Origin of the sequence: Pedococcus sp. KACC 23699 (assembly GCF_045348425.1) — a bacterium.
In the GTDB taxonomy this organism is placed as follows: domain Bacteria; phylum Actinomycetota; class Actinomycetes; order Actinomycetales; family Dermatophilaceae; genus Pedococcus.
Map to the genome: position 1 here is coordinate 1956087 of NZ_CP157483.1, position 19769 is coordinate 1975855.

16 protein-coding genes are annotated in these 19769 nt (G+C 69.3%); 13 read left to right on the forward strand and 3 right to left on the reverse strand.

Translation table 11 applies throughout. The features are described 5' to 3' along the window. The first annotated feature begins 16 nt into the window (after positions 1-16). On the forward strand, positions 17-1552 hold the full coding sequence (locus ABEG17_RS09155) for a methyltransferase domain-containing protein (RefSeq protein WP_406832978.1): 1536 nt from the start codon (positions 17-19) through the stop codon (positions 1550-1552). A 106-nt stretch (positions 1553-1658) separates the two neighbouring features. Here the strand turns inward: ABEG17_RS09155 and ABEG17_RS09160 are convergent, their stop codons facing one another. Beyond that, on the reverse strand, positions 1659-3533 hold the full coding sequence (locus ABEG17_RS09160) for an acyl-CoA dehydrogenase (protein ID WP_406832979.1): 1875 nt from the start codon (positions 3531-3533) through the stop codon (positions 1659-1661). A gap of 182 nt (positions 3534-3715) precedes the next feature. On the opposite strand from ABEG17_RS09160, the gene ABEG17_RS09165 reads away from it, so the two are divergent. Then, a complete protein-coding gene (locus tag ABEG17_RS09165; protein WP_406832980.1) occupies positions 3716-4231 on the forward strand; it encodes a DUF6584 family protein in 516 nt (171 codons plus the stop codon). Positions 4232-4236: 5 nt separating this feature from the next. Continuing rightward, entirely contained in the window at positions 4237-4935 is a 699-nt protein-coding gene (locus ABEG17_RS09170) for a uridine kinase (RefSeq protein ID WP_406832981.1), read from the forward strand. Here the strand turns inward: ABEG17_RS09170 and ABEG17_RS09175 are convergent. Beyond that, complete coding sequence (locus ABEG17_RS09175) at positions 4921-5787, reverse strand: DUF3626 domain-containing protein (RefSeq protein ID WP_406832982.1); 867 nt, start codon at positions 5785-5787, stop codon at positions 4921-4923. The two genes, ABEG17_RS09170 and ABEG17_RS09175, sit on opposite strands and share 15 nt — an antisense overlap. Before the next feature lie 96 nt (positions 5788-5883). Between ABEG17_RS09175 and ABEG17_RS09180 the strand changes: the two genes are divergently transcribed. From ABEG17_RS09180 to ABEG17_RS09190, 3 genes are all read left to right on the forward strand, one after another. Continuing rightward, positions 5884-7278: an NAD-dependent succinate-semialdehyde dehydrogenase gene (locus ABEG17_RS09180; protein ID WP_406832983.1), complete on the forward strand. Its 1395-nt coding sequence runs from the start codon at positions 5884-5886 to the stop codon at positions 7276-7278. Between the two features lie 281 nt (positions 7279-7559). Beyond that, on the forward strand, positions 7560-9650 hold the full coding sequence (locus ABEG17_RS09185; protein ID WP_406832984.1) for a CARDB domain-containing protein: 2091 nt from the start codon (positions 7560-7562) through the stop codon (positions 9648-9650). Continuing rightward, positions 9647-10132 (forward strand): hypothetical protein, encoded by a 486-nt coding sequence (locus ABEG17_RS09190; protein WP_406832985.1) that lies wholly within the window; start codon positions 9647-9649, stop codon positions 10130-10132. Before ABEG17_RS09185 ends, ABEG17_RS09190 begins: the two co-directional genes overlap by 4 nt. Before the next feature lie 31 nt (positions 10133-10163). On the opposite strand, the gene ABEG17_RS09195 is transcribed toward ABEG17_RS09190, so the two are convergent. Continuing rightward, positions 10164-10877 (reverse strand): GntR family transcriptional regulator, encoded by a 714-nt coding sequence (locus ABEG17_RS09195; protein ID WP_406832986.1) that lies wholly within the window; start codon positions 10875-10877, stop codon positions 10164-10166. A gap of 168 nt (positions 10878-11045) precedes the next feature. On the opposite strand from ABEG17_RS09195, the gene ABEG17_RS09200 reads away from it, so the two are divergent. From ABEG17_RS09200 to ABEG17_RS09230, 7 genes are read left to right on the forward strand one after another with little or no spacing between them, the layout of a single operon-like run. Further along, positions 11046-12386 carry an ABC transporter substrate-binding protein gene (locus ABEG17_RS09200; protein ID WP_406832987.1) on the forward strand — a complete coding sequence of 447 codons (1341 nt, stop codon included), beginning with the start codon at positions 11046-11048 and terminating at the stop codon, positions 12384-12386. A gap of 59 nt (positions 12387-12445) precedes the next feature. Next, entirely contained in the window at positions 12446-13324 is an 879-nt protein-coding gene (locus tag ABEG17_RS09205) for a carbohydrate ABC transporter permease (RefSeq protein WP_406832988.1), read from the forward strand. Continuing rightward, on the forward strand, positions 13321-14133 hold the full coding sequence (locus ABEG17_RS09210; RefSeq protein ID WP_406832989.1) for a carbohydrate ABC transporter permease: 813 nt from the start codon (positions 13321-13323) through the stop codon (positions 14131-14133). Before ABEG17_RS09205 ends, ABEG17_RS09210 begins: the two co-directional genes overlap by 4 nt. A gap of 1 nt (position 14134) precedes the next feature. Beyond that, entirely contained in the window at positions 14135-14917 is a 783-nt protein-coding gene (locus tag ABEG17_RS09215) for a hypothetical protein (RefSeq protein ID WP_406832990.1), read from the forward strand. A gap of 3 nt (positions 14918-14920) precedes the next feature. Then, positions 14921-16222: a hypothetical protein gene (locus tag ABEG17_RS09220; protein ID WP_406832991.1), complete on the forward strand. Its 1302-nt coding sequence runs from the start codon at positions 14921-14923 to the stop codon at positions 16220-16222. Next, positions 16219-17277, forward strand: a complete 1059-nt coding sequence (locus ABEG17_RS09225; RefSeq protein ID WP_406832992.1) for a hypothetical protein — start codon at positions 16219-16221, stop codon at positions 17275-17277. Before ABEG17_RS09220 ends, ABEG17_RS09225 begins: the two co-directional genes overlap by 4 nt. After that, positions 17274-19739, forward strand: a complete 2466-nt coding sequence (locus ABEG17_RS09230) for a glycoside hydrolase family 3 protein (RefSeq protein ID WP_406832993.1) — start codon at positions 17274-17276, stop codon at positions 19737-19739. The genes ABEG17_RS09225 and ABEG17_RS09230 overlap by 4 nt, the downstream gene beginning before the upstream one ends. Positions 19740-19769: the final 30 nt, after the last annotated feature.

Consider the following 19769-nt stretch of genomic DNA (forward strand, 5'->3'; position numbering starts at 1 on the left):
AGTCCTGGAGGACCGGATGGATGAGTCACGGCAGGAGCTGCGCGTAGGAGTCGTCGTGGTCGCCTACAACGCCGCCTCGACGCTCGTCGACACGCTCGACCGGATCCCGCAGGAGACCCTGTCCCAGCTCTCGGAGATCATCATCTCCGACGACGCGAGCCATGACGACACGTTCGTCCTGGCCCGCGAGTGGGGCCTGCGCGCCGACGCCGTGAAGACCACGGTGGTCCGGCATACCAAGAACCTCGGGTACGGCGGTAACCAGAAGGCCGCCTACCGCATCGCGATCGAGCACGGCCTGGATGTTGTCGTCATGCTGCACGGTGACGGTCAATACGCACCGGAGCGGCTGGGCGACATGCTCGAGCCGCTCGAGTCCGGCTCCGCCGATGCGGTCTTCGGCTCGCGGATGATGCTGCCCGGTGCGGCCCGCGCAGGCGGGATGCCGTTCTACAAGCGCGTCGGCAACCGCCTCCTCACCACCTTCGAGAACGGCGTCCTCGGCACCCGGCTGACTGAGTTCCACTCCGGCTACCGCGCGTACTCGACGGACCTGCTCAAGCGGATCCCGTTCGAGGCGAACAGCGACGGGTTCGACTTCGACACCCAGATCATCGCGCAGGTCGTGCACGTCGGCGGGGTGATCGTGGAGGTGCCGATCCCGACCTACTACGGCGACGAGATCTGCTACGTCAACGGCTTGCAGTACGCCCGTGACGTCGTCCGCGACGTGGTCGAGTTCAAGCTGGCGACGAAGGGCTTCGGCACACAGGAGTGGGTGCCCACCCCGGACGAGTACGACTTCAAGGAGGGCGACGGGTCCTCGCACGCGGTGATGCTGGCCATGCTCGACGCGCTGCCGCCCTCACGGATCCTGGACCTCGGCTGCTCCGGTGGGCTGTTCGCCGAGCGGGCCAGGGCGACGGGGCACCACGTCACGGGTGTCGACTACATGGAGATCCCGGGCGTGCGGCAGCGCACCGACGAGTTCTACGTGGCGGACCTCGAGAAGGGCCTGCCCCCGGAGGTCGGTGGCGGTTACGACGTCGTCGTCGCAGGAGACGTCATCGAGCACCTGACCAAACCTGCCGAGGTGCTCAGGGCCGTCCACGCAGTCCTGCGCCCGGGGGGTCAGCTGCTCCTGTCGGTGCCCAACTTCGGGCACTGGTATCCCCGGGTTCGGGTCGCCACCGGCACCTTCGGCTACGACCGCCGCGGCATCCTGGACAACACCCACGTGCGCTTCTTCACTCGGGCGACGCTCCGTCGCACGGTGCGGGCTGCCGGCTTCGACATCCTGGAGGAGTCCGTCACGGGCCTCCCCCTGGGTGCCATCGGCTCGGAGCAGTCCTCGCGTCTGCTCGACTCCGTGCGGCGGGTCGATGCCAGGCTCACCCGGATGCGACCGACCTTCTTCGGCTACCAGCACGTCCTGCGGCTCACCCCGCACGCCGAGGATGCGGTCTTCGCGGTAGGCCTGAATGGCACCGCCGAGGAGGGGCCTCGCCATGGCGCGGGCGAAGTCTCGGCCAAACCGGTTGGCTCCGCCTGACGAGCGCGCGAACACCTCCACCAGCAATGGTGCCGAGGGGCTGGCTTCCGCAGGGGGAAGCCAGCCCCTCGTCATACCCCTGCGCCCTGGTGGGTGTGGGCCCGCGTCAGAACGCGGACTCGGGCACGTCCATGAGGGCGTTGTCGGTGGCCTCGGCGATCGCACGCTCGGCTGCGATCTTCGGCAGGATCGTGCGGGCGTAGAACGAGGCCGCAGCGATCTTGCCCTGGTAGAAGTCCTGGTCCCTGGCCGACGCGGAGCCGGACTCCAGCGCCTTGTGGGCGACCTCGGCCTGGCGCAGCAGCAGCCAGCCGATGACGAGGTCGCCGGCGGCGAGGAGCAGGCGCGAGGTGTTCTGGCCGACCTTGTAGAGGTTGGTGACGTCGCCGCCGTCCTGGCGCGGGTCGGACTTCATCAGCTCGCCGACCATGAACCCGAGGATTCCCTGGACGTCCTCGAGGCCCTTGCCGAGCAGCTCGCGCTCGGTGGTCAGGAACTGACCGCCCTCGCCCGCCTTGGCGAACTCCTGGATCTGCACCGCGAGGTGGGACAGCGCCTGTGCCTTGTCCTTGATGATCTTGCGGAAGAAGAAGTCGAGACCCTGGATCGCCGTCGTGCCCTCGTAGAGGGTGTCGATCTTGGCGTCGCGGATGTACTGCTCGATCGGGTAGTCCTGCAGGAAGCCCGAACCGCCGAGCGTCTGCAGGGACTCGGTGCCGAGCAGCACCCACGCCCGCTCGGACCCGACGCCCTTGACGATGGGCAGCAGCAGGTCGTTGACGCGGTTGGCCATCTTGGCCGGGCTGTCCTCGGCGATCTGCTCCGAACCGCTCTCGAGGAAGGCCTGGTCGACGATGTCCTGCTGGCTGGCGGTGTAGACGACCAGCGCCCGCAGGCCCTCGGCATACGCCTTCTGCGTCATCAGCGAACGGCGGACGTCGGGGTGGTGCGTGATCGTCACGCGCGGCGCGGTCTTGTCGGCCTGCTGGGTGAGGTCGGCGCCCTGGACGCGCTGCTTGGCGTAGTCGAGGGCGTTGAGGTAGGCCGACGACAGCGTGGAGATCGCCTTGGTGCCGACCATCATCCGGGCGTGCTCGATGACGCGGAACATCTGGGCGATGCCGTCGTGGATGTCGCCGGTGAGGGTGCCGACGGCCGGCTCCTTCTCGCCGAAGGTGACCTCGCACGTCGTGGAGACCTTGAGGCCCATCTTGTGCTCGAGGTTGGTGACGTAGGCGCCGTTGCGCTCGCCGAGCTCACCGGTCTCGAGGTCGACGTGGAACTTGGGGACGATGAACAGGCTCAAGCCCTTGGTGCCGGGGCCGGCACCCTCGGGGCGGGCGAGCACGAAGTGGATGACGTTGTCGACCATGTCGGACTCGGCCGAGGTGATGAAGCGCTTGACGCCGGTGATGTTCCAGGTGCCGTCGCCGTTGTCGGTGGCCTTGGTACGCCCGGCGCCCACGTCCGAGCCGGCGTCGGGCTCGGTGAGCACCATCGTGCAGTGCCAGCCCTTCTCGACGATCCAGCGGGCCAGCTTCTTCTGCTCGTCGTTGCCGAGGATGTGCAGCAGCTTGGCGAAGGAGTAGGAGGCGGCGAACATCGCGATGGCGGGGTTGGCGCCGAGGACCATCTCGTTCATGGCCCACTTCAGCGACGGCGGGACGACGGTCCCGTCGAGCTCGCCGGGGACGTCGACGGCCCAGAAGCCGGAGTCCGTGTAGGCGGCATACGACTTCTTGAAGCTCTCCGGCATGGTCACGGAGTACGTCTTCGGGTCGTAGACGGGCGGGTTGCGGTCGGCGTCGCTGAACGACTCGGCGAGCTCGTTCTCGGACAGGCGCGAGACCTCCTTGAGCATCTCGCGGGCGGTGTCCTCGTCCACCTCGGCGTACGGACCGTGGCCCAGGACGTCCTGACGACCGAAGACCTCGAAGAGGTTGAACTCCAGGTCTCGCAGGTTGCTCTTGTAGTGGCCCATCGCGGGCACCTCCGCAGGTTTCAGACGTCGTTGGCTCCGGCCGTACTGGCCGGTAACTTCCATGGTGCTACTGGCGGGTAATGAATGCAAGCCTGTGTGGCCAACCCCACCGGAACGGCCGACCCGCCAGAACGGATGACCCACCAAAACGGACGACCCGCCAGACGCGGCATACTCGCCGTGTGACCGAGCAGACCCCGACCGACAGCCACGACAGCGCCGTCGACCGCGCGCGGGCCGACCTCGATGCGGGCCAGGAGTGGAAGGCGCGGGACCGGCTCTCCAGCCACGTGGCCAACGCTTACGACCCCGAGGCGCTCGGTCTCCTCGGGGAGGTGCACGCGACGATGCGCGACCTGCCGTCGGCCGGAGCCGCCTGGTTCGGGACGAACCGCCGCGGCGCGGACGTCGACGCCGCCGTGGATGCCTGGCGCGACCGGCACTCCGACAACTTCGTGCAGATGTGGCACAGCCTGCCCCGTTCGGTGCGTGACCACGAGGGCAACAAGCGGGTCGACGCCCTGCGCCGCAGGGTCGAGCGCGACCAGCCTGCGGCTGCTGTCGACGCGGCCGAGGGCGACAGCGAGGGTGGTGTCGACGCGGCGGTGATCATCGCCGTGGGCGTTGGCATCCTGTTCGTCGTGTGTGCGGTGATCGGGTTCATCACGCTGCTCGGCTGGCTCATCCCGGGACTCTGAGCGGCATGCACGTGACCGACGGGGTCAGCCCCGAGGTGCGGTATGGCGCCCGCGCGGCCCTGGTCGCGAAGGTCTCCTCCCTCGTGCCACAGCCGACCGCCGACGACTGCGTCCGGGTCGGCGTGGACGGGGTCGACGGAGCGGGCAAGACCGTCTTCGCCGCCGAGCTCGCCGCAGCTCTTCGCGACTTGGGGCGCCCGGTCGTGGAGCTGTCCGTCGACGGCTGGCACCGGGTCCGTGCCGAGCGCTACGCCCGTGGGCCGAGGTCGCCGGAGGGGTTCTGGCTCGACTCGTTCGACCATGACCGGCTGCTCGCCGAGGCGCTGTTGCCGCTGGGTCCGGGTGGGTCACGGCGCTACCGCGCGGTCGGACACGACGTCGAGACCGACGAGGTGCTGCACCCTCCGCTCCTGGAGGCGCCGGCGGGCGCCGTGGCGGTGGTCGACGGCTTGTTCCTGCACCGGGTCGAGCTCGAGGACGCCTTCGACTTCACGATCTTCGTCGAGGTGCCGTTCGAGGTGTCGGCCGCCCGCATGGCCGTGCGTGACGGTTCGCCGGCCGACCCGACCCACCCGGACCTGCGGCGCTACGTCGAGGCCCAGCGCACCTACTTCGCGCAGCGCTCGCCGTGGGAGCGCGCCGACCTCGTCATCGACAACAGCGACCTCGAGCGCCCGATTCTCGTCGAGTCAGCCCTCGACTGAGCCGGCCAGATCGGGGGCTGCGAACCTCGCCAGGTGGTGCCAGACCTGTTTGAGGGTCTGCCGGTCGTGCTGGTCGGTGGCTGCCGCGTGGCCGATGACCTCTGGGGTCAGCCACCCTCCGACGGCCACGACCTCGGCGAGATCGACGACGTGCGCACCGCGGTAGTCGGGGTGCGCCCGGACCGTGTCGAGGTTCAGTCGGAACCCGTCGTGCCACTCCACGGTGCACGGGAGCTCCCGCGCCGCTGACTCCACCTCGGTGGCGCAGTAGGAAGGGTCCAACACCAGGGCCTCGACGTCCCGGGCGAGGTCCACGACGCCGTGGACGTGCGCCTCGACGTAGCTGTCCAGGTCGTCTGTGGCACCGGTCGCGAGGTCCTGGTCGGCCGGCGTCGCCAGGTCGAACCGATGCGCCGTGGCGAACAGATCGGGCTCGAACACCGAGTCCGGGTAGCAGAACGTCGTGCGCGCCAAGGCATCCCGCGTCAGTCGCAGGTGCGACGACCCGAAGCGCGGTGCCCCGCCGACCGGGCGGCGGCGGTGGTTCAACGCGCCGTACTTGGGGCGCTCGCTGTCGGGCGCGGCGTCATACGCACCACCGAAGATGCGCTGCTCCCACACCCACCGGTTGCCGCCGGGGTGGGCAGTCAGCCCACCGTTGCTGGTCCCGGTCTCGAACTGGGAGCGGTAGGTGCCGTCCTGCGCCATCGCTCGCAGGATCGGTGTGCCGCGCACGCTGCGGTCCGGGTGGAAGTTGAGGGTGACCCGGAGGTCGGCGTCGATCGGACCTCCCCGCGCCGAGCGCTCGACGTGGCCGACCGCATCCGCAGCCCACGACGACAGCTCGCTCACGCACGGGAGCATGCCAGAACGGGTCGCCCCTCTCGGCAGGGTGGGGGTGGACGGGATAGTTTCGACAGGAGAGTCCCGAGCAACAGGAGATGTGCGATGAGCGACACCCAGACCTCCCCCACCTACGCGATCACCAACCCGGCCACGGGTGAGGTGGAGAAGACGTTCGACCCGGCGACCGACGAGCAGGTCGAGGCGGCGATGGCAGCTGCCCACGCGGCATACACGTCGTGGAAGGACGTGCCGATCGAGGAGCGGGCCAAGGTGGTCCACCGCATCGCCGAGCTGTTCGTCGAGCGCAAGGACGAGCTGGGCGCCATCGCCACCCGTGAGATGGGCAAGCCGCTGAGCGAGGCCGTGGGTGAGGCGGAGTTCTGCGGAGAGATCTTCGACTACTTCGCGAACGAGGGCCCGACCCTTGCGGCCGACCAGCCCATCAAGACCTTCTCCGGCGGCAAGGCCGTCGTGCAGAAGCTGCCGATCGGCGCGCTGCTGGGGATCATGCCGTGGAACTACCCCTTCTACCAGATCGCCCGTTTCGCGGCCCCGAACCTCATGCTGGGCAACACGATCATCCTCAAGCACGCCGAGTCGGTGCCGGGATCGGCGCTGGCCGTCGAGCAGATCATGAAGGACGCCGGGCTGCCGGAGGGCGCCTACGTCAACGTGTTCGCGACGCACGAACAGATCGAGACGATCATCGCCGACCCGCGGATCGCGGGGGTCTCGCTGACCGGTTCGGAGCGCGCCGGTGCGGTCGTCGCCTCGATCGCCGGCAAGAACCTCAAGAAGTGCGTGCTCGAGCTCGGTGGTTCCGACCCCTACGTCATCCTCGACACCGACGACGCCAAGGCCGCGGCCGACACCGCGTGGGAGACCCGCATCTCCAACACCGGCCAGGCTTGCAACTCCAACAAGCGGATGATCGTCATGGACGACGTCTTCGACGACTTCGTGGCCCGACTGGTAGAGCAGGCCAAGGACCTGCGCCCCGGCGACCCGGCCGCCGAGGAAGAGGGCACGTTCGCCCCGCTCTCGTCGCGCAAGGCCGCCGAGACCCTGGCCGAGCAGGTCAAGGACGCCGTCGACAAGGGTGCGACCCTGCACGCCGGTGGTGTCCTCGGCGACGGTCCCGCGGCCTACTACTCGCCGGCCGTCCTGACCGGCATCACCAAGGAGATGCGCGCCTACCGCGAGGAGCTCTTCGGCCCGGTTGCCGTGGTCTACAAGGTGACCGGCGACGAGGAGGCCCTCGAGCTGGCCAACGACACGCAGTACGGCCTCGGCGGTGCGGTGTTCAGCAAGGACCCCGAGCGCGCACGCAAGATCGCCGAGCGGCTCGAGGTCGGCATGTCCAACGTCAACACCCCCGCGGGTGAGGGTGCCGAGGTGCCGTTCGGCGGCGTGAAGCGCAGCGGCTTCGGTCGCGAGCTCGGCCCGCTCGGCATGGACGAGTTCGTCAACAAGCGGATGTTCTACGTCGCCGACTGACCGTCGGCGCCGCATGGGTGCCTGACGTGCGAAGGCCTCTCGACCACGCCGGGTCGAGAGGTCTTCGTCGTCGCCGAGGCCTTAGTCGTCGCCGAGCGAGCTCCCGGGGAACGGCCACGCGAGATGGTCCGTCTTGACCATCTCTTGACCCTCCCACGCGTAGCCCGGGGGAGGGCCGCCTCGTTGAGCGGTGCAGGTGAGCACCGGAGCCCCCTCCTGTGACCACCTGCCCCAGGCGGGTCCTCAGGGGTCACGCCACTCCCGGACGAGGAGCTCCAACCATGGTGTCACCTGCATTCGACCGAACCCACCGACGCGGTCTCGTCGGGCTCCTGGCGGCCTGCGTCGTCGGGACCCTGGGAGTCGCGGCTCCAGCGCTTGCGGCCACCCCTGGCTCGGGCACGGTGTCGGGCACGAGCACGACGACCTCGTGGACGGCAGGGCCGTTCGCGGCACCGAACGTCACGGGGGCCACCGGTGCCGTGACGTGCCAACCACAGCTCTGCGACGACTTCGCCCTGCACGTGGCGACCCCGACCGGGTACGGCGACACCCACCAGCTGACGGTCAAGGTCGGCTGGGCCAACGCCGCGGCGGACTTCGACGTGTACCTGCTCGACGGCACTGGTGCCGTGGTTGCCTCGTCGGCCTCGAGCGCCGACCCGGAGGTCATCGTCGTGCCGCCGACGAGCGGCGACTACACGGTGCGGGTCGTGCCATACGCCCCCCTCGGGGAGTCCGTGACCGGGACCGCGACGCTGACGGACCTGCCCGCGAACCCCGCGCCGAGCACGGCGACCCCGCCCACCTTCAGCCAGTACGGTGCCCCGCAGTCCTTCGCCCGCGCCCACGACGCCGGTGAGCCCTCGATCGGCAGCAGCCACCGGACGGGTTCGACGTTCTACCAAGCGCTGTACGACACCTACAAGGCGACCTGGGACGACAGCGTCACCCCGTCGAAGGTCACGTGGTCCGACGTGTCGGCCACACCCGCCAAGGGCTGTGCGACCGGCGGCTCGACGTCGCTGGACCCGATCGGGTTCACGGACCCGACGACCGGACGCGTCTTCGAGAGCCAGCTCGCCGGCAAGACCTCGCTCATGTGCTACTCCGACGACGAGGGCGCGAGCTGGTCGCCGAGCCAGGGTGGCGGCCTCAACTCAGGTGTCGACCACCAGACCGTGGGCGGGGGTCGCCACTCGCCCAACGGGATCGGAGCGCTTCCCACCTCGAGCTACGCCAATGCCGTCTACTACTGCAGCCAGGACATCGCCGACGCGAACTGCGCGTCGAGCCACGACGGCGGTGTGACCTTCGGCCCGGCCGTCCCCATGTACTCCCTGCTCGACTGCGGTGGTCTGCACGGCCACGTCAAGGTCGCGCCGAACGACGGCACCGTCTACGTGCCGAACAAGTCGTGCGGCGGCAACCAGGCGGTCGCCGTCTCTGAGGACGGTGGCACCACGTGGTCGGTCCGCAAGGACCCGGCCAGCACGGCGGGTGACTCCGACCCCAGCGTGGGCATCGGTGCCAAGGGCACGGTCTACATGGGCTACCAGGCCGCCGACGGCACGCCTCGTGTCGCGGTCAGCCGGGACAAGGGCAAGACGTGGACCGACGACCAGAACGTCGGAGCGGCCCTCGGCATCCACAACACCGTCTTCCCGGCCGTGGTGGCGGGTGACGACGACCGCGCCTCGTTCGCCTTCATCGGCACGACCACTCCTGGCAACTACCAGGATGCCGCCACCTTCAAGGGCGAGTGGCACCTCTACGTCTCGACCACCTACGACGGCGGCAAGAGCTGGGTCACAGTCGACACCACCCCGACCGACCCGGTGCAGCGCGGGTCCATCTGCACCGGCGGCACCACGTGCGGCAACGACCGCAACCTGCTCGACTTCATGGATGCGACCGTCGACCGCACGGGTCGGGTCGAGGTGGGTTACGCCGACGGCTGCACCGGCGCCTGCGCCCAGGGCGGCGGCGCGCAGAACTTCGACGCCTACGCCACCGTCGCGCGTCAGCAGTCGGGGAACACCTTGTATGCCGCCTTCGACGCGCAGCCCAACCTCACCCCGACCGCCCTGTCGATGGCCAAGACCGGAGGCCTCTACGCCGCGACGGCGACGGTGGCGAACACGGGCAACGCTCCGGCCTCCGGGGTGGCGACCCGCCTGCTCGTCGACGGGGTGAACGTCGCCACGTCGGCCCCACTCGCCCTGCCCGCCGGTTCGTCGAGCGTCGTGAAGTTCCCCGGTGTCCGTCTGGGCAAGGGGACCCACACCGTCGTGGTCGTGGCCGACCCCGACGGGCACGTGAAGGAGTCGAACGAGGCCGACAACCGACGGCAGATCCAGGTCACGCGGTGAGCCCGCGTCTCCGTCACGCCCCGTGGGCCCGTGGCGTGGCGGGCGGGACCGTGGCCATCGCGGCCCTGGTCGCCCTCTCCGGGTGCGGGGGCGACGAGATGGAGAAGGCGATGGCGTCCACGTCCCCCAGCGATGGGACCACGGCGCCACTGGTCTGCGCCAAGGACGCGACCGCCGTGGACGTGCCGGCCTCCTTCCCCGCCCAGGCCACGCCGCCCAGCGGTTACGTGGTCACCGGCACGGAGGCCCGCAGCGGCGGAAGGGTCATCCTGACCGCCGTGTCGCCGAAGCCCTTCAAGCAGACCCTGGCGGACATGCAGGGTGCCTACTCGACCCGCGGGTGGACCCCGTCCGAGGGTGAGGTCGAGGCCCGGGACGCCGAGTCCAACTTCGCCGGCAACGAGCTGCGCGGCCGCTGGGCGATACGGCAGATCCCCGACTGCCCCGACAACACGTCGGTCAGCGTGCTCGTCGGCAAGTGACGTCCTGCAGCCCCGCGGTCGTTGCCGGCTCCTAGCGAGTGAGGTCGGCCGTGAACTGGTAGGCGTCGCCCCGGTAGTGGTTCCGGCCGAAGAGCAGGGGAGCGGTGTCTCGACCGACAGCCACCTCGGTCGCGACGAGGATCGCGCCGCCGATGGGGAGATTCAACAGTGGGGCCAGGGTGCTGTTCGCGTTCTGCGCCTGGACGGTGTAGCGGGAGTACGAGAGCTCGACTCCATGCTGCGCGAGCAGGTCGTAGAGCGAGGCATCGGTCAGGTCCGTGGACGGAAGCCACGGAGCCACCGCCACCGGGATGACGAGATCCTCGACGGTCACCGGGCGGTCGTCCATGGACCTGACCCGGCGGATCGCGACCACCGGAGCGGTCGGTGCGAGATGAAGGCGGTGCGCCTCGTCGAGGGTGGCGGCTCGCTCGCGTTGGTGCACGACCGTGGAGGTCGGACGAAACCCCAGCTGGTGTGCCATCTCGGTGAAGGACTGCAGCCGACTTGGAGGCTCCTGGAGCACGAGATCGCGCACGTACCAACCACGTTGGGGTGAGGGGCGGATCAGGCCGTCGTCGCAGGCTGCCTGGAAGCCGGCCCGCACGGTCATGCGGCTGAGGCCGATCTCCTCCGCGAACTGCCGTTCGCTGGGCAGCTTGCTCCCGCTGGCGTAGCGCCCGCCCACGATCCCGTTGCGGATGTGCTCCTTCACCCGCGTCACGGATGGCTGGCCGACTGTCATGCCACGCGACTATACCAGTTGTGTCACGACCGTCGGGCGTGAATCACCTTGATCCACAACGAAAAACATGTCAATCATTTGGCCAAAGATTTCTACTGGTTACTACTGGCATAACTGGTTTTAACTCCGTAGGGTGGCCGACGGAACTGAACGGACAAAGGAGTCACGATGGTCACCAGACGGACAGTGTTGAAGTCGGCAGCAGCCCTCGGGCTGTTCACCGTCGCCGGCTGCGCGCCGCAGGGAAGCAAGGCGAGCAACGCCCCGGCCAAGCCCGCCGCGTCCATCGACGTCGCCAAGGCGGGCACCGTGACCCTCACCATGCTGGACTGGTGGTCCGGGGACGCAGCCCAGTGGGTCTCCAACGCGGTCAAGGCGTACCAGCAGAAGTACCCGAACGTCACCATCAAGCGCACCACCGTCGACTGGGGGCAGCTGACCCAGACCGCGAACCTGCGGCTGAAGGAGAAGAACCCGCCGGACATCATCACCGTCAACAACGGCTGGCAGTCACTGGGGACCCTGGCCAAGGCCGGGCTCGTCCTCAACCTCGACGGCTACTCGCAGGCCTTCGGCTGGGATCGCTTCCCCAGCACCATCCTCCGGCAGACCCAGTTCACCCCGGACGGCAAGACCATGGGCGGTGGGTCACTGTTCGCCGCTCCCGTGGCGAGCTCGTCCCTGATCGGCCTCTACTACAACAAGGCGGTCCTCGACCGGATCGGTGCAGCCGTGCCGACCGACCTCGCCTCCTTCGAGGACGCGTGCGCCAAGGCCAAGGCCGCCGGCGTCGTGCCCATCGGGTACGGGTCGCAGGACAAGGGCTCGTCGACCGCGGTCATCCTGGCCCTCCAGGACCTGTTCGGTGACCAGAACAAGATCAACGACTTCGTCTACTCGACCGGGTCGGTCAAGGCCGCAGAGATCGGGCTCATGGAAGCGGCGCAGCGCCAGAAGTCCTACCAGGACAAGGGCTGGTTCACCCCCAACCACCCCGGCATCCAGTACGCCGACGCCGTCGATGCGTTCCTCAAGGGCAAGTCCGCCTTCCGGTTCGAGTACACGGGCACCCTGGCCTTCAAGGGCGCCCAGGAGAAGGACTACGGCTACCTCCAGCTGCCCCAGGCCTCCGGCGGCAAGATCGTCGGCACCGGCGCGTCGACCGCTGTGGCGATCGGGTCGAAGTCCGCCCACCCGGACATCGCCGCGTCGTTCCTGGACTTCCTCGCCGGCCCGCAGACGGCGCAGTACGTGGTCGACAACGGCCTCCTGCCCCTGCTCCACGACGTCAAGGCGCCGACCGACAAGCCCGAGTTCGCCACGGAGATCGCCGGCCAGCGTTCCCTCGACAAGGACAACGGCTACGTCCCCTACTTCGACTGGTCCACTCCGACGATGCTCGACACCCTGGGCGGCCAGGTGCAGATGCTGCTGGCCAGCAGGAGCACGCCGGACGACGTGGTCAAGGCGGTACAGGCCGACTACGACAAGTTCCAGGCCGGAAGGTGACCCTCCAGGTCTCCCAACGCCTGACCGTTCAGGGGGTCGGGCGGGCCAGGACGCAGACCATGTCCAAGCGGGCCCGGCGGCGGCGCTGGGTCGGACTCCTCTACCTCTCGCCGGCACTGATCCTGTACGGCTTGATCGTCCTGGTGCCGTTGGTGCAGACCGTGAACTACTCCCTCTACAAGTGGGACGGCGTCAGCGAGCCGACGTGGGTGGGTCTGCACAACTACCTGCAGCTCGGCCGCGACCCCCGCATGGTGGCTGCCTTCGGCCACGTCGTGGTGCTGATCATCATGTTCGGTCTGGTGCCGCTGGGCCTCGGACTGGTCTGCGCCTCGCTGCTCAGCAGGGCCAAGATCCGTGGGGAGGGCCTCTACCGCTGGTTCCTCTTCCTCCCGCAGGTCCTCACCAGCGTCGTCGTGGCGATCATCTGGAAGCGCATCTACGCGCCCGACGGTCCCCTGAACGCGATGCTCCGCGCTGTGGGCCTGGAGCATCTCACCCGCAACTGGCTCGGTGACTTCACCTGGGCCCTCCCGTCCCTGGGCATGATCGGGGTCTGGGGTGGGTTCGGCTTCACCATGGTGCTGTTCCTCGCGGGCATCCTCGCGATCCCCGACGAGCTGTTCGAGGCCGCGCGGTTGGACGGCGCGAACCGGTGGCAGGAGTTTCGCCTGATCACGCTCCCGAGCCTGCGTGGACAGATGGCCATCGCGCTCACGCTGACGATCACCGGTGCGCTGCGCAGCTTCGACATGGTCTACATCACGACGCAGGGTGGACCCGGCACGGCCACCACCACGCCGGCCCTGCTCCTCTACCAGCTGGCCTTCGTCAACCCCGATGTGGGGATGGCCTCGGCCACCGGCATCGTCCTGGCCGTCCTCTGCCTCGGCATCGCCGTCGCCATCACGCGGACCATGGAGAACAAGGACCGATGATCTCCAGGTCGGAACGAGTCACCAACTACGTCATCGTCATCGCGCTCACGCTGGGGGTGCTCTTCCCCGTCGCATGGTTCTTCATGACGTCCTTGAGCCCCAACACCTCGGGCGCCCTCGACTTCTCCCACCTCGCGTGGGGCAACTTCGGCGCCGCGTGGCGCGACGGCAACCTCGCCCATTCCATGTACGCCTCGTTGGTCATCGCCGTCTCGGCCGTGGCCGGCCAGACCGTCCTCGCCATCCTGTCCGGGTATGCGTTCGGTGTGCTGGGCGTGGTCGGCGAGCGGTTCCTCTTCCCCGTCATCCTGCTGGGGATGATGGTGTCGACCGAGGTCATCGTCATCCCGCTCTACTACGAGTTCGAGAAGGTGGGACTGACCAACTCCTGGCTCGGGCTCGTCATCATCCAGCTGGGGATGGGTGTTCCCTTCGGGACCTACTGGATGCGCGCGACGTTCAGGGCACTCCCGAAATCGATCATGGACTCGGCCGAGATCGACGGCGCCAGCTCATGGAGCACCCTGTGGCGGATCCTCATCCCCATGGCGCGGCCGGCGGTGCTCACGCTCGTCCTGCTGTCGTTCATGTGGACCTGGAACGACTTCTTCCTCTCGTTGATCTTCCTCGGGGACCCCGCCAAGCAGACCGCGACCGTGGCGCTCGGCGCCTTCCAGGGGCGGCACGTGCTGCAGGTCAACCTGATGGCAGCCGGCTCGTTGATCGTCTCGTTGCCGGTCGTCGCCCTCTACCTGTTCTTCCAGCGCGAGTTCATCAGTGGCGTCATGTCCGGCGCAGTGAAGGAGTGACGTGCCGACCCCCATCACGGTGATGCCCTCTGCCGACGACATCGGCGAGACCGTGGCCCAACGCATCCTGGACGGCCTGGCCGGCGACGACACGTTCGTCGTCGGGTTCCCGGCCGGACGCAGCGCGACGCCGGTCGCGGTCGCCCTCGACCGGTTGGCCCACGAGCAGGGGGTCCGCGTGGACAACCTGAAGGTGGTGATGATGGATGAGTACGTCACCGGACATGCCGGGAAGTGGCGGCTCCTGTCTCCCCACACCCCCCACAGCTGCATCGGGTGGGCCCAGCGAAACCTGTTGGCACCGCTGCGCGACCTCGGTGCCACCTCGCGCAGTCTCATCGCCCCGGACCCCAACCAGCCGGGCGCCTTCGAGCGGGCAGTGCGGGCCGAGGGCGGCATCGACCTGTTCCTGCTGGCCAGCGGCCAGGGCGACGGTCACGTGGCCCTGAACGGCCCGGGGACCCCCCGCGAGGCCCGTACCCGGGTCGTCTCCCTGCCGGAGTCGACCCGCCGGGACAACCAGTCCACGTTCCCCCACCTGAGGTCCCTCGGTGATGTCCCCACCCACGGCGTCACCATCGGCACGGCCGAGCTGGCCGCCCTCTCGCACTCGGTCCTCATGCTCCTCTGGGGACCGAACAAGTCCTACGCCTTCGATCGGATCAGCCACGCCACCGGGTACGACCCGGCCTGGCCGGCGACGATCGTCCACGACTGCCGCAACCCACAGATCTACGCGGACCACGAGGCCGCACAGAGCGCCCGACGAGAAGGAGTCTCCTAGAACATGGCTCGAATCAAGATGGCCTACATCGGCGGCGGGTCCTCCCGCGCAGCCGGCACGATGGCCTCATTCCTCTGGCACGGCCCCGAGTTCGCCGGTTCGGAGGTGGTCCTGATCGACAAGGACCCCGACCGGCTGGAGATCGTCAGCCGGATCGCTGCCAAGCTGGCTGCCGAAGGCGGCCACGACATCACCATCTCGGCGACGACGGACCAGCGCGCGGGCCTGGCTGACGTGGACGCCGTCCTCACGAGCTTCCGCCCGGGCAACTTCGCCGGGCGCGCGCTGGACGAGCGCATCCCCATCAAGCACGGCGTCATCGGGCAGGAGACCCAGGGGCCGGGTGGGTTCTTCATGGCGCTCAGGTCGATCAACGACATGAGGAGCATCACCGACGACCTCCAGGCGGTTGCCCCCGAGGCAGTCATCTTCAACTACACCAACCCGGTCAACATCGTCTCGCAGGCGGTCTCCGACTACACGCCGATCCCCATCTACTCGATGTGCGAGGGACCGCTGGTGTTCCCGCCGGTGATCCTCAAGGCGGCTGGGCTCGACCCCGACCGCGCCCAGGTGACCATGGCCGGGGTGAACCACAACTGCTGGAGCTTCGAGCACCTGTACGACGGTGAAGATGTCATGCCGTTGCTCGAGGCAGCCTGGGAGGAACGAAAGAACGACCCCTCGCTCGACGACAACTCGAAGCGGGCCCTGCACCTCGCCGTGACGATGCAGTCCATCCCCTCGGACTACTTCAACTACTACTACTTCCGTGACGAGCTGCTCCGGGAGCAGCGTTCCCAGCCCAAGACGCGCTCGGAAGTCATCATGGACGCCGTCCCCGGATACTGGGACCACTACCGCGAGCAGGCCGAGTCGGCCCACCCCGAGCTCGACCCGGCGAGGTCGCGTGGCGGCATCCACGAGCTGGAGCTGGCCATCGACGTCATGAGCGCCTACTACAACGACACCGGTGCGCGACTGCCCGTCAACCTCCCCAACGCCGACGGTGCGCTTCCCGGTTTCGACGAGGAGACGGTGGTCGAGGTGTTCTGCACCGTGGACCGCAAGGGGTGCCACATCGAACGGCAGCAGCCCCTGCCACTGGCCGTCCGGGGCATCACCCGTCAGCTCGCCGACTACCAGATGCTCACCGCGAAGGCTGCCTGGGAGGGCACCCGCGCGGACGCCATCCGGGCTCTCGTCGCCAACCCGCTGGTGCCGGACCTGTCGGTCGCCGAGCACCTGTATGACGAGATGGCCGCCGCCCATGCCGCCTACCTGCCCGAGCGACTCCTGACGTGAGCGAGCTCTACCTCGCCGTGGACGCCGGCAACACCAAGACGTGGGCGGGACTGACCACGGCAGGTGGGGAGCTCGTCGGCCTGGCCCGCGGGGGCGTGGGCGACATCTACGCCCCCGCCGGGGCCGACGCCGCCAAGGACGTCGTCGTGCGTCTCGTCGAGGAGGCACTTCGTGCCGCCGACGCCACGGCGTCCGACGTGCGGCACGCGGCTTTCCGGTTGGCGGGCGTCGACTGGCCCGAGGACGAGCAGTTCTGGATCGCAGCCCTCGCGCCCCTGCTCGGCGGGACCACCTTCACGGTGAAGAACGACGGGTTCGCCCTGATCCGTTGCGGTCGCCTGGATGGTCAGGGCATCTCCGTGGTGCTCGGGACCGGCGCCGCGCTGGCGGGCCGGGGGCCACTCAAGGAATGGGCGCTGTCCTGGTGGATCCAACATCCCCTCGGTGGTGCGGGTCTGGTCACCGAGGCCCTGCGTGCGGTCTACGTCGCCGAGCTGGGCCTGGGCGAACCGACCAGGCTCGCGGAGGTGCTGCCGCCCCTGTTCGGGGCGTCGACCCCGGAGGCGATGCTCGAGGCCACCACCCGGCGGGGCACGCCCGTGACCCATTCGGCGCTCGCCGCCCACGCACCCTCCGTCCTCGCCCTGGCGGACTCCGACCCGGTGGTCGCAGATCTGGTTGCGACGCAGGCGGCGCGGATCGTCGACTACATCGTCAGCCTGGCCGGCACGTGCGGACTCCCCGGCGCGGGGGAGCGGGTCAGCGTCGTCCTGGGGGGCGGTCTCGTCCGCGAGCCGTCGGCACCACTGTTCACCCGGCTTCGTGAGCTCACTGACGACCACGCGCTCGACATCGACCTCTGCCACAACAAGGAACCCGCCCTCCTGGGCGCGCTCCTCGACGCCTTGGCGGAAGGGGGAGCCGACCCGACCGAGGCCGTGCGGAGCCGGCTGGTGCAGGCCCTGACGGGAACCGTGGCCGATGGCGACGCACGTGGCGAGCTGGCCGGCGCTCGCGTCGCCACCGCCCCGACGCGCGACGGAGCAGGCGCATGACGGACACCACCGCCATGGAAGAAGCTGCTGCACTCGGCGATCGCCTCGGCGACCTGGTCAGCCGGCTCACGCTCGAGGACAAGGTCACGCTGCTCACGGGGCGCGACTTCTGGACCACCTGGCCGCTCGAGCACATCGGCCTGCGCCGGATGCTCATCTCGGACGGACCCAGCGGCGTGCGTGGAGAGGTGTGGGACGAGCGTTCGCCGTCGATCAACCTGCCTTCGGCAACCGCCCTCTCGTCGTCCTGGGACCCCGAGATCGCTACGAGGTATGGCGCGGTGTCCGCCCTCGAGGCCCGGCGCAAGGGTGTGGACGTGGTCCTCGGGCCCACCATCAACCTGCACCGGTCGCCGTTGGGGGGCCGACACTTCGAGGCGTTCAGCGAGGACCCGGTGCTCACCGCCGAGCTGGCTGCTGCCTACGTGGCCGGGGTCCAGCGCAACGGTGTGGGAGCCACGCCGAAGCACTACGTGGCCAACGACTTCGAGACCGAGCGGCACACCGCCGATGTGCGGGTGGGCGACCGTGCGCTGCACGAGCTCTACCTGCTGGCCTTCGAGAAGGCCGTCGTGCAGTCGCGGGCGTGGCTGGTGATGAGTGCCTACAACTCGGTCAACGGGACGACGGCCTCGGAGAACGACCTCCTGGAGACGCCACTGAGTTCCGAATGGGGGTTCGACGGGGTGGTGATCAGCGACTGGACGGCCGTCCGCAGCATCGCTGCCGCCGCCGCGTCCCAGGACCTCGCGATGCCCGGCCCCGAGGGCCCCTGGGGTGACGCGCTGGTCGCGGCCGTCCACGCGGGGACGGTCACCGAGGCGGCGATCGACCGCAAGGTCCAGCGCCTGCTCCTCCTCGCTGCACGGGTCGGCGCGCTCGCCGGCTTCGAGGACGTGGCCACGGAACCGGTCGACACCGAGGACGGCGTGGCGTTCGCGAGGGAGGCCGCGGCCGAGGGCTGTGTCCTGGTCGGCAACGACGGACTGCTGCCGCTCGACCGCGACTCGGTCTCCACCGTCGCCGTGATCGGCCACAACGCCCGCGAGGCCAGGACGCAGGGTGGGGGCAGCGCCACGGTCATCCCCGCGTCCGTCATCTCGCCCCTGGACGGCATCCGCGCAGCCTTCCCCGACACTGCCGTCACCTACGAGCTGGGCGCGGTCGTGCAGGAGGGAGTCGTGCAGCTGCCCCCGTCGGCGATGCACAACCCCGTCACCGGTGGTCCGGGCGCCCACGTCCGGTTCCTCGACGGCGATGGCGCGGCGCTGTACACCGAGGACCGCTTCGCGAGCAGCCTCGTGTACTTCAGTGGGGACGCGCCGGTCGGCGAGGCCGCCGTCATCGAGTTCGTGACCCGGTACACACCGGACCACACGGGCGAGCTCCTCATCGGCTTCGCGGCCGTCGGCACCGGACGCATCTTCGTCGACGGAGAGCTCGTCGCCGAGGTCGCTGCGGCCTCGACCAGCAAGGACGCCGGGGCGGCCCTGCTGGCACCGCCCTCGGTGTCGGCCGCAGTCGACGCCGTGGCGGGGCAGCCGCTCGACCTCCGCGTCGCCTTCGCCCCGCACCGCACAGCGGAGAGCACGCGCCACGCGCTCAGCCTGACCGTCGGGATCGAGGCGGACCAGTCCGACCCCGCCTCGAAGATCGCTCGCGCGGTGGAGGCGGCCGAGGCCGCCGACGTGGCCGTGGTGGTCGTCGGCACCAACGCCCGCGTGGAGTCCGAGGGATACGACCGGGTCGGCCTGGCGCTGCCCTGTGCGCAGGACGAGCTGGTCCGGGCCGTCGCGGCCGCCAACCCGCGGACGGTCGTCGTGGTGAATGCTGGATCGCCGATCGAGATGCCGTGGCGCCACGAGGTGGCAGCGGTCCTGGTGACCTACTTCGGTGGCCAGGAGTACGGCAACGCCCTCGCTGACGTGCTGGTCGGCGACCGCGAGCCGGGTGGCCGCCTGCCGACCACGTGGGCTGCCGAACAGGCCGATGTGCCGGTCCTGGACGTGACCCCGCGGGACGGCGTGCTCGCCTACGACGAAGGCATCCACATCGGTTACCGCGCCTGGCTCCGCGCCGGCCGCGAGCCGGCATACCCCTTCGGTGCCGGACTCGGGTACACCACCTGGTCGCTCGGCCCCGTGACGGTCGTCGACGACGCCGAGGGGTGGGTACTCGAGGTGCCGACCACCAACACCGGACACCGCGCCGGCAAGCAGGTGGTGCAGGTGTATGCCGCCCGGGCCGACTCCTCGATCGAACGTCCCGTCCGCTGGCTGGTCGGGTTCGCCGTCGTGCGCGCCGACGCCGGGGTAACCGGCACCGCGCGGGTCCACGTGCCGCGACGCGCGCTCGCGCACTGGGCGGACGGATGGCGTTACGAGACAGGGAAGTTCACGCTGCAGGTGGGGACATCGGTCGCCGACCTGCCGCTCGCGGTCGAGGTCGAGGTCGGGGTGTAGGTGTCCGGTGTCGCGCCCGTCCGTGATCAT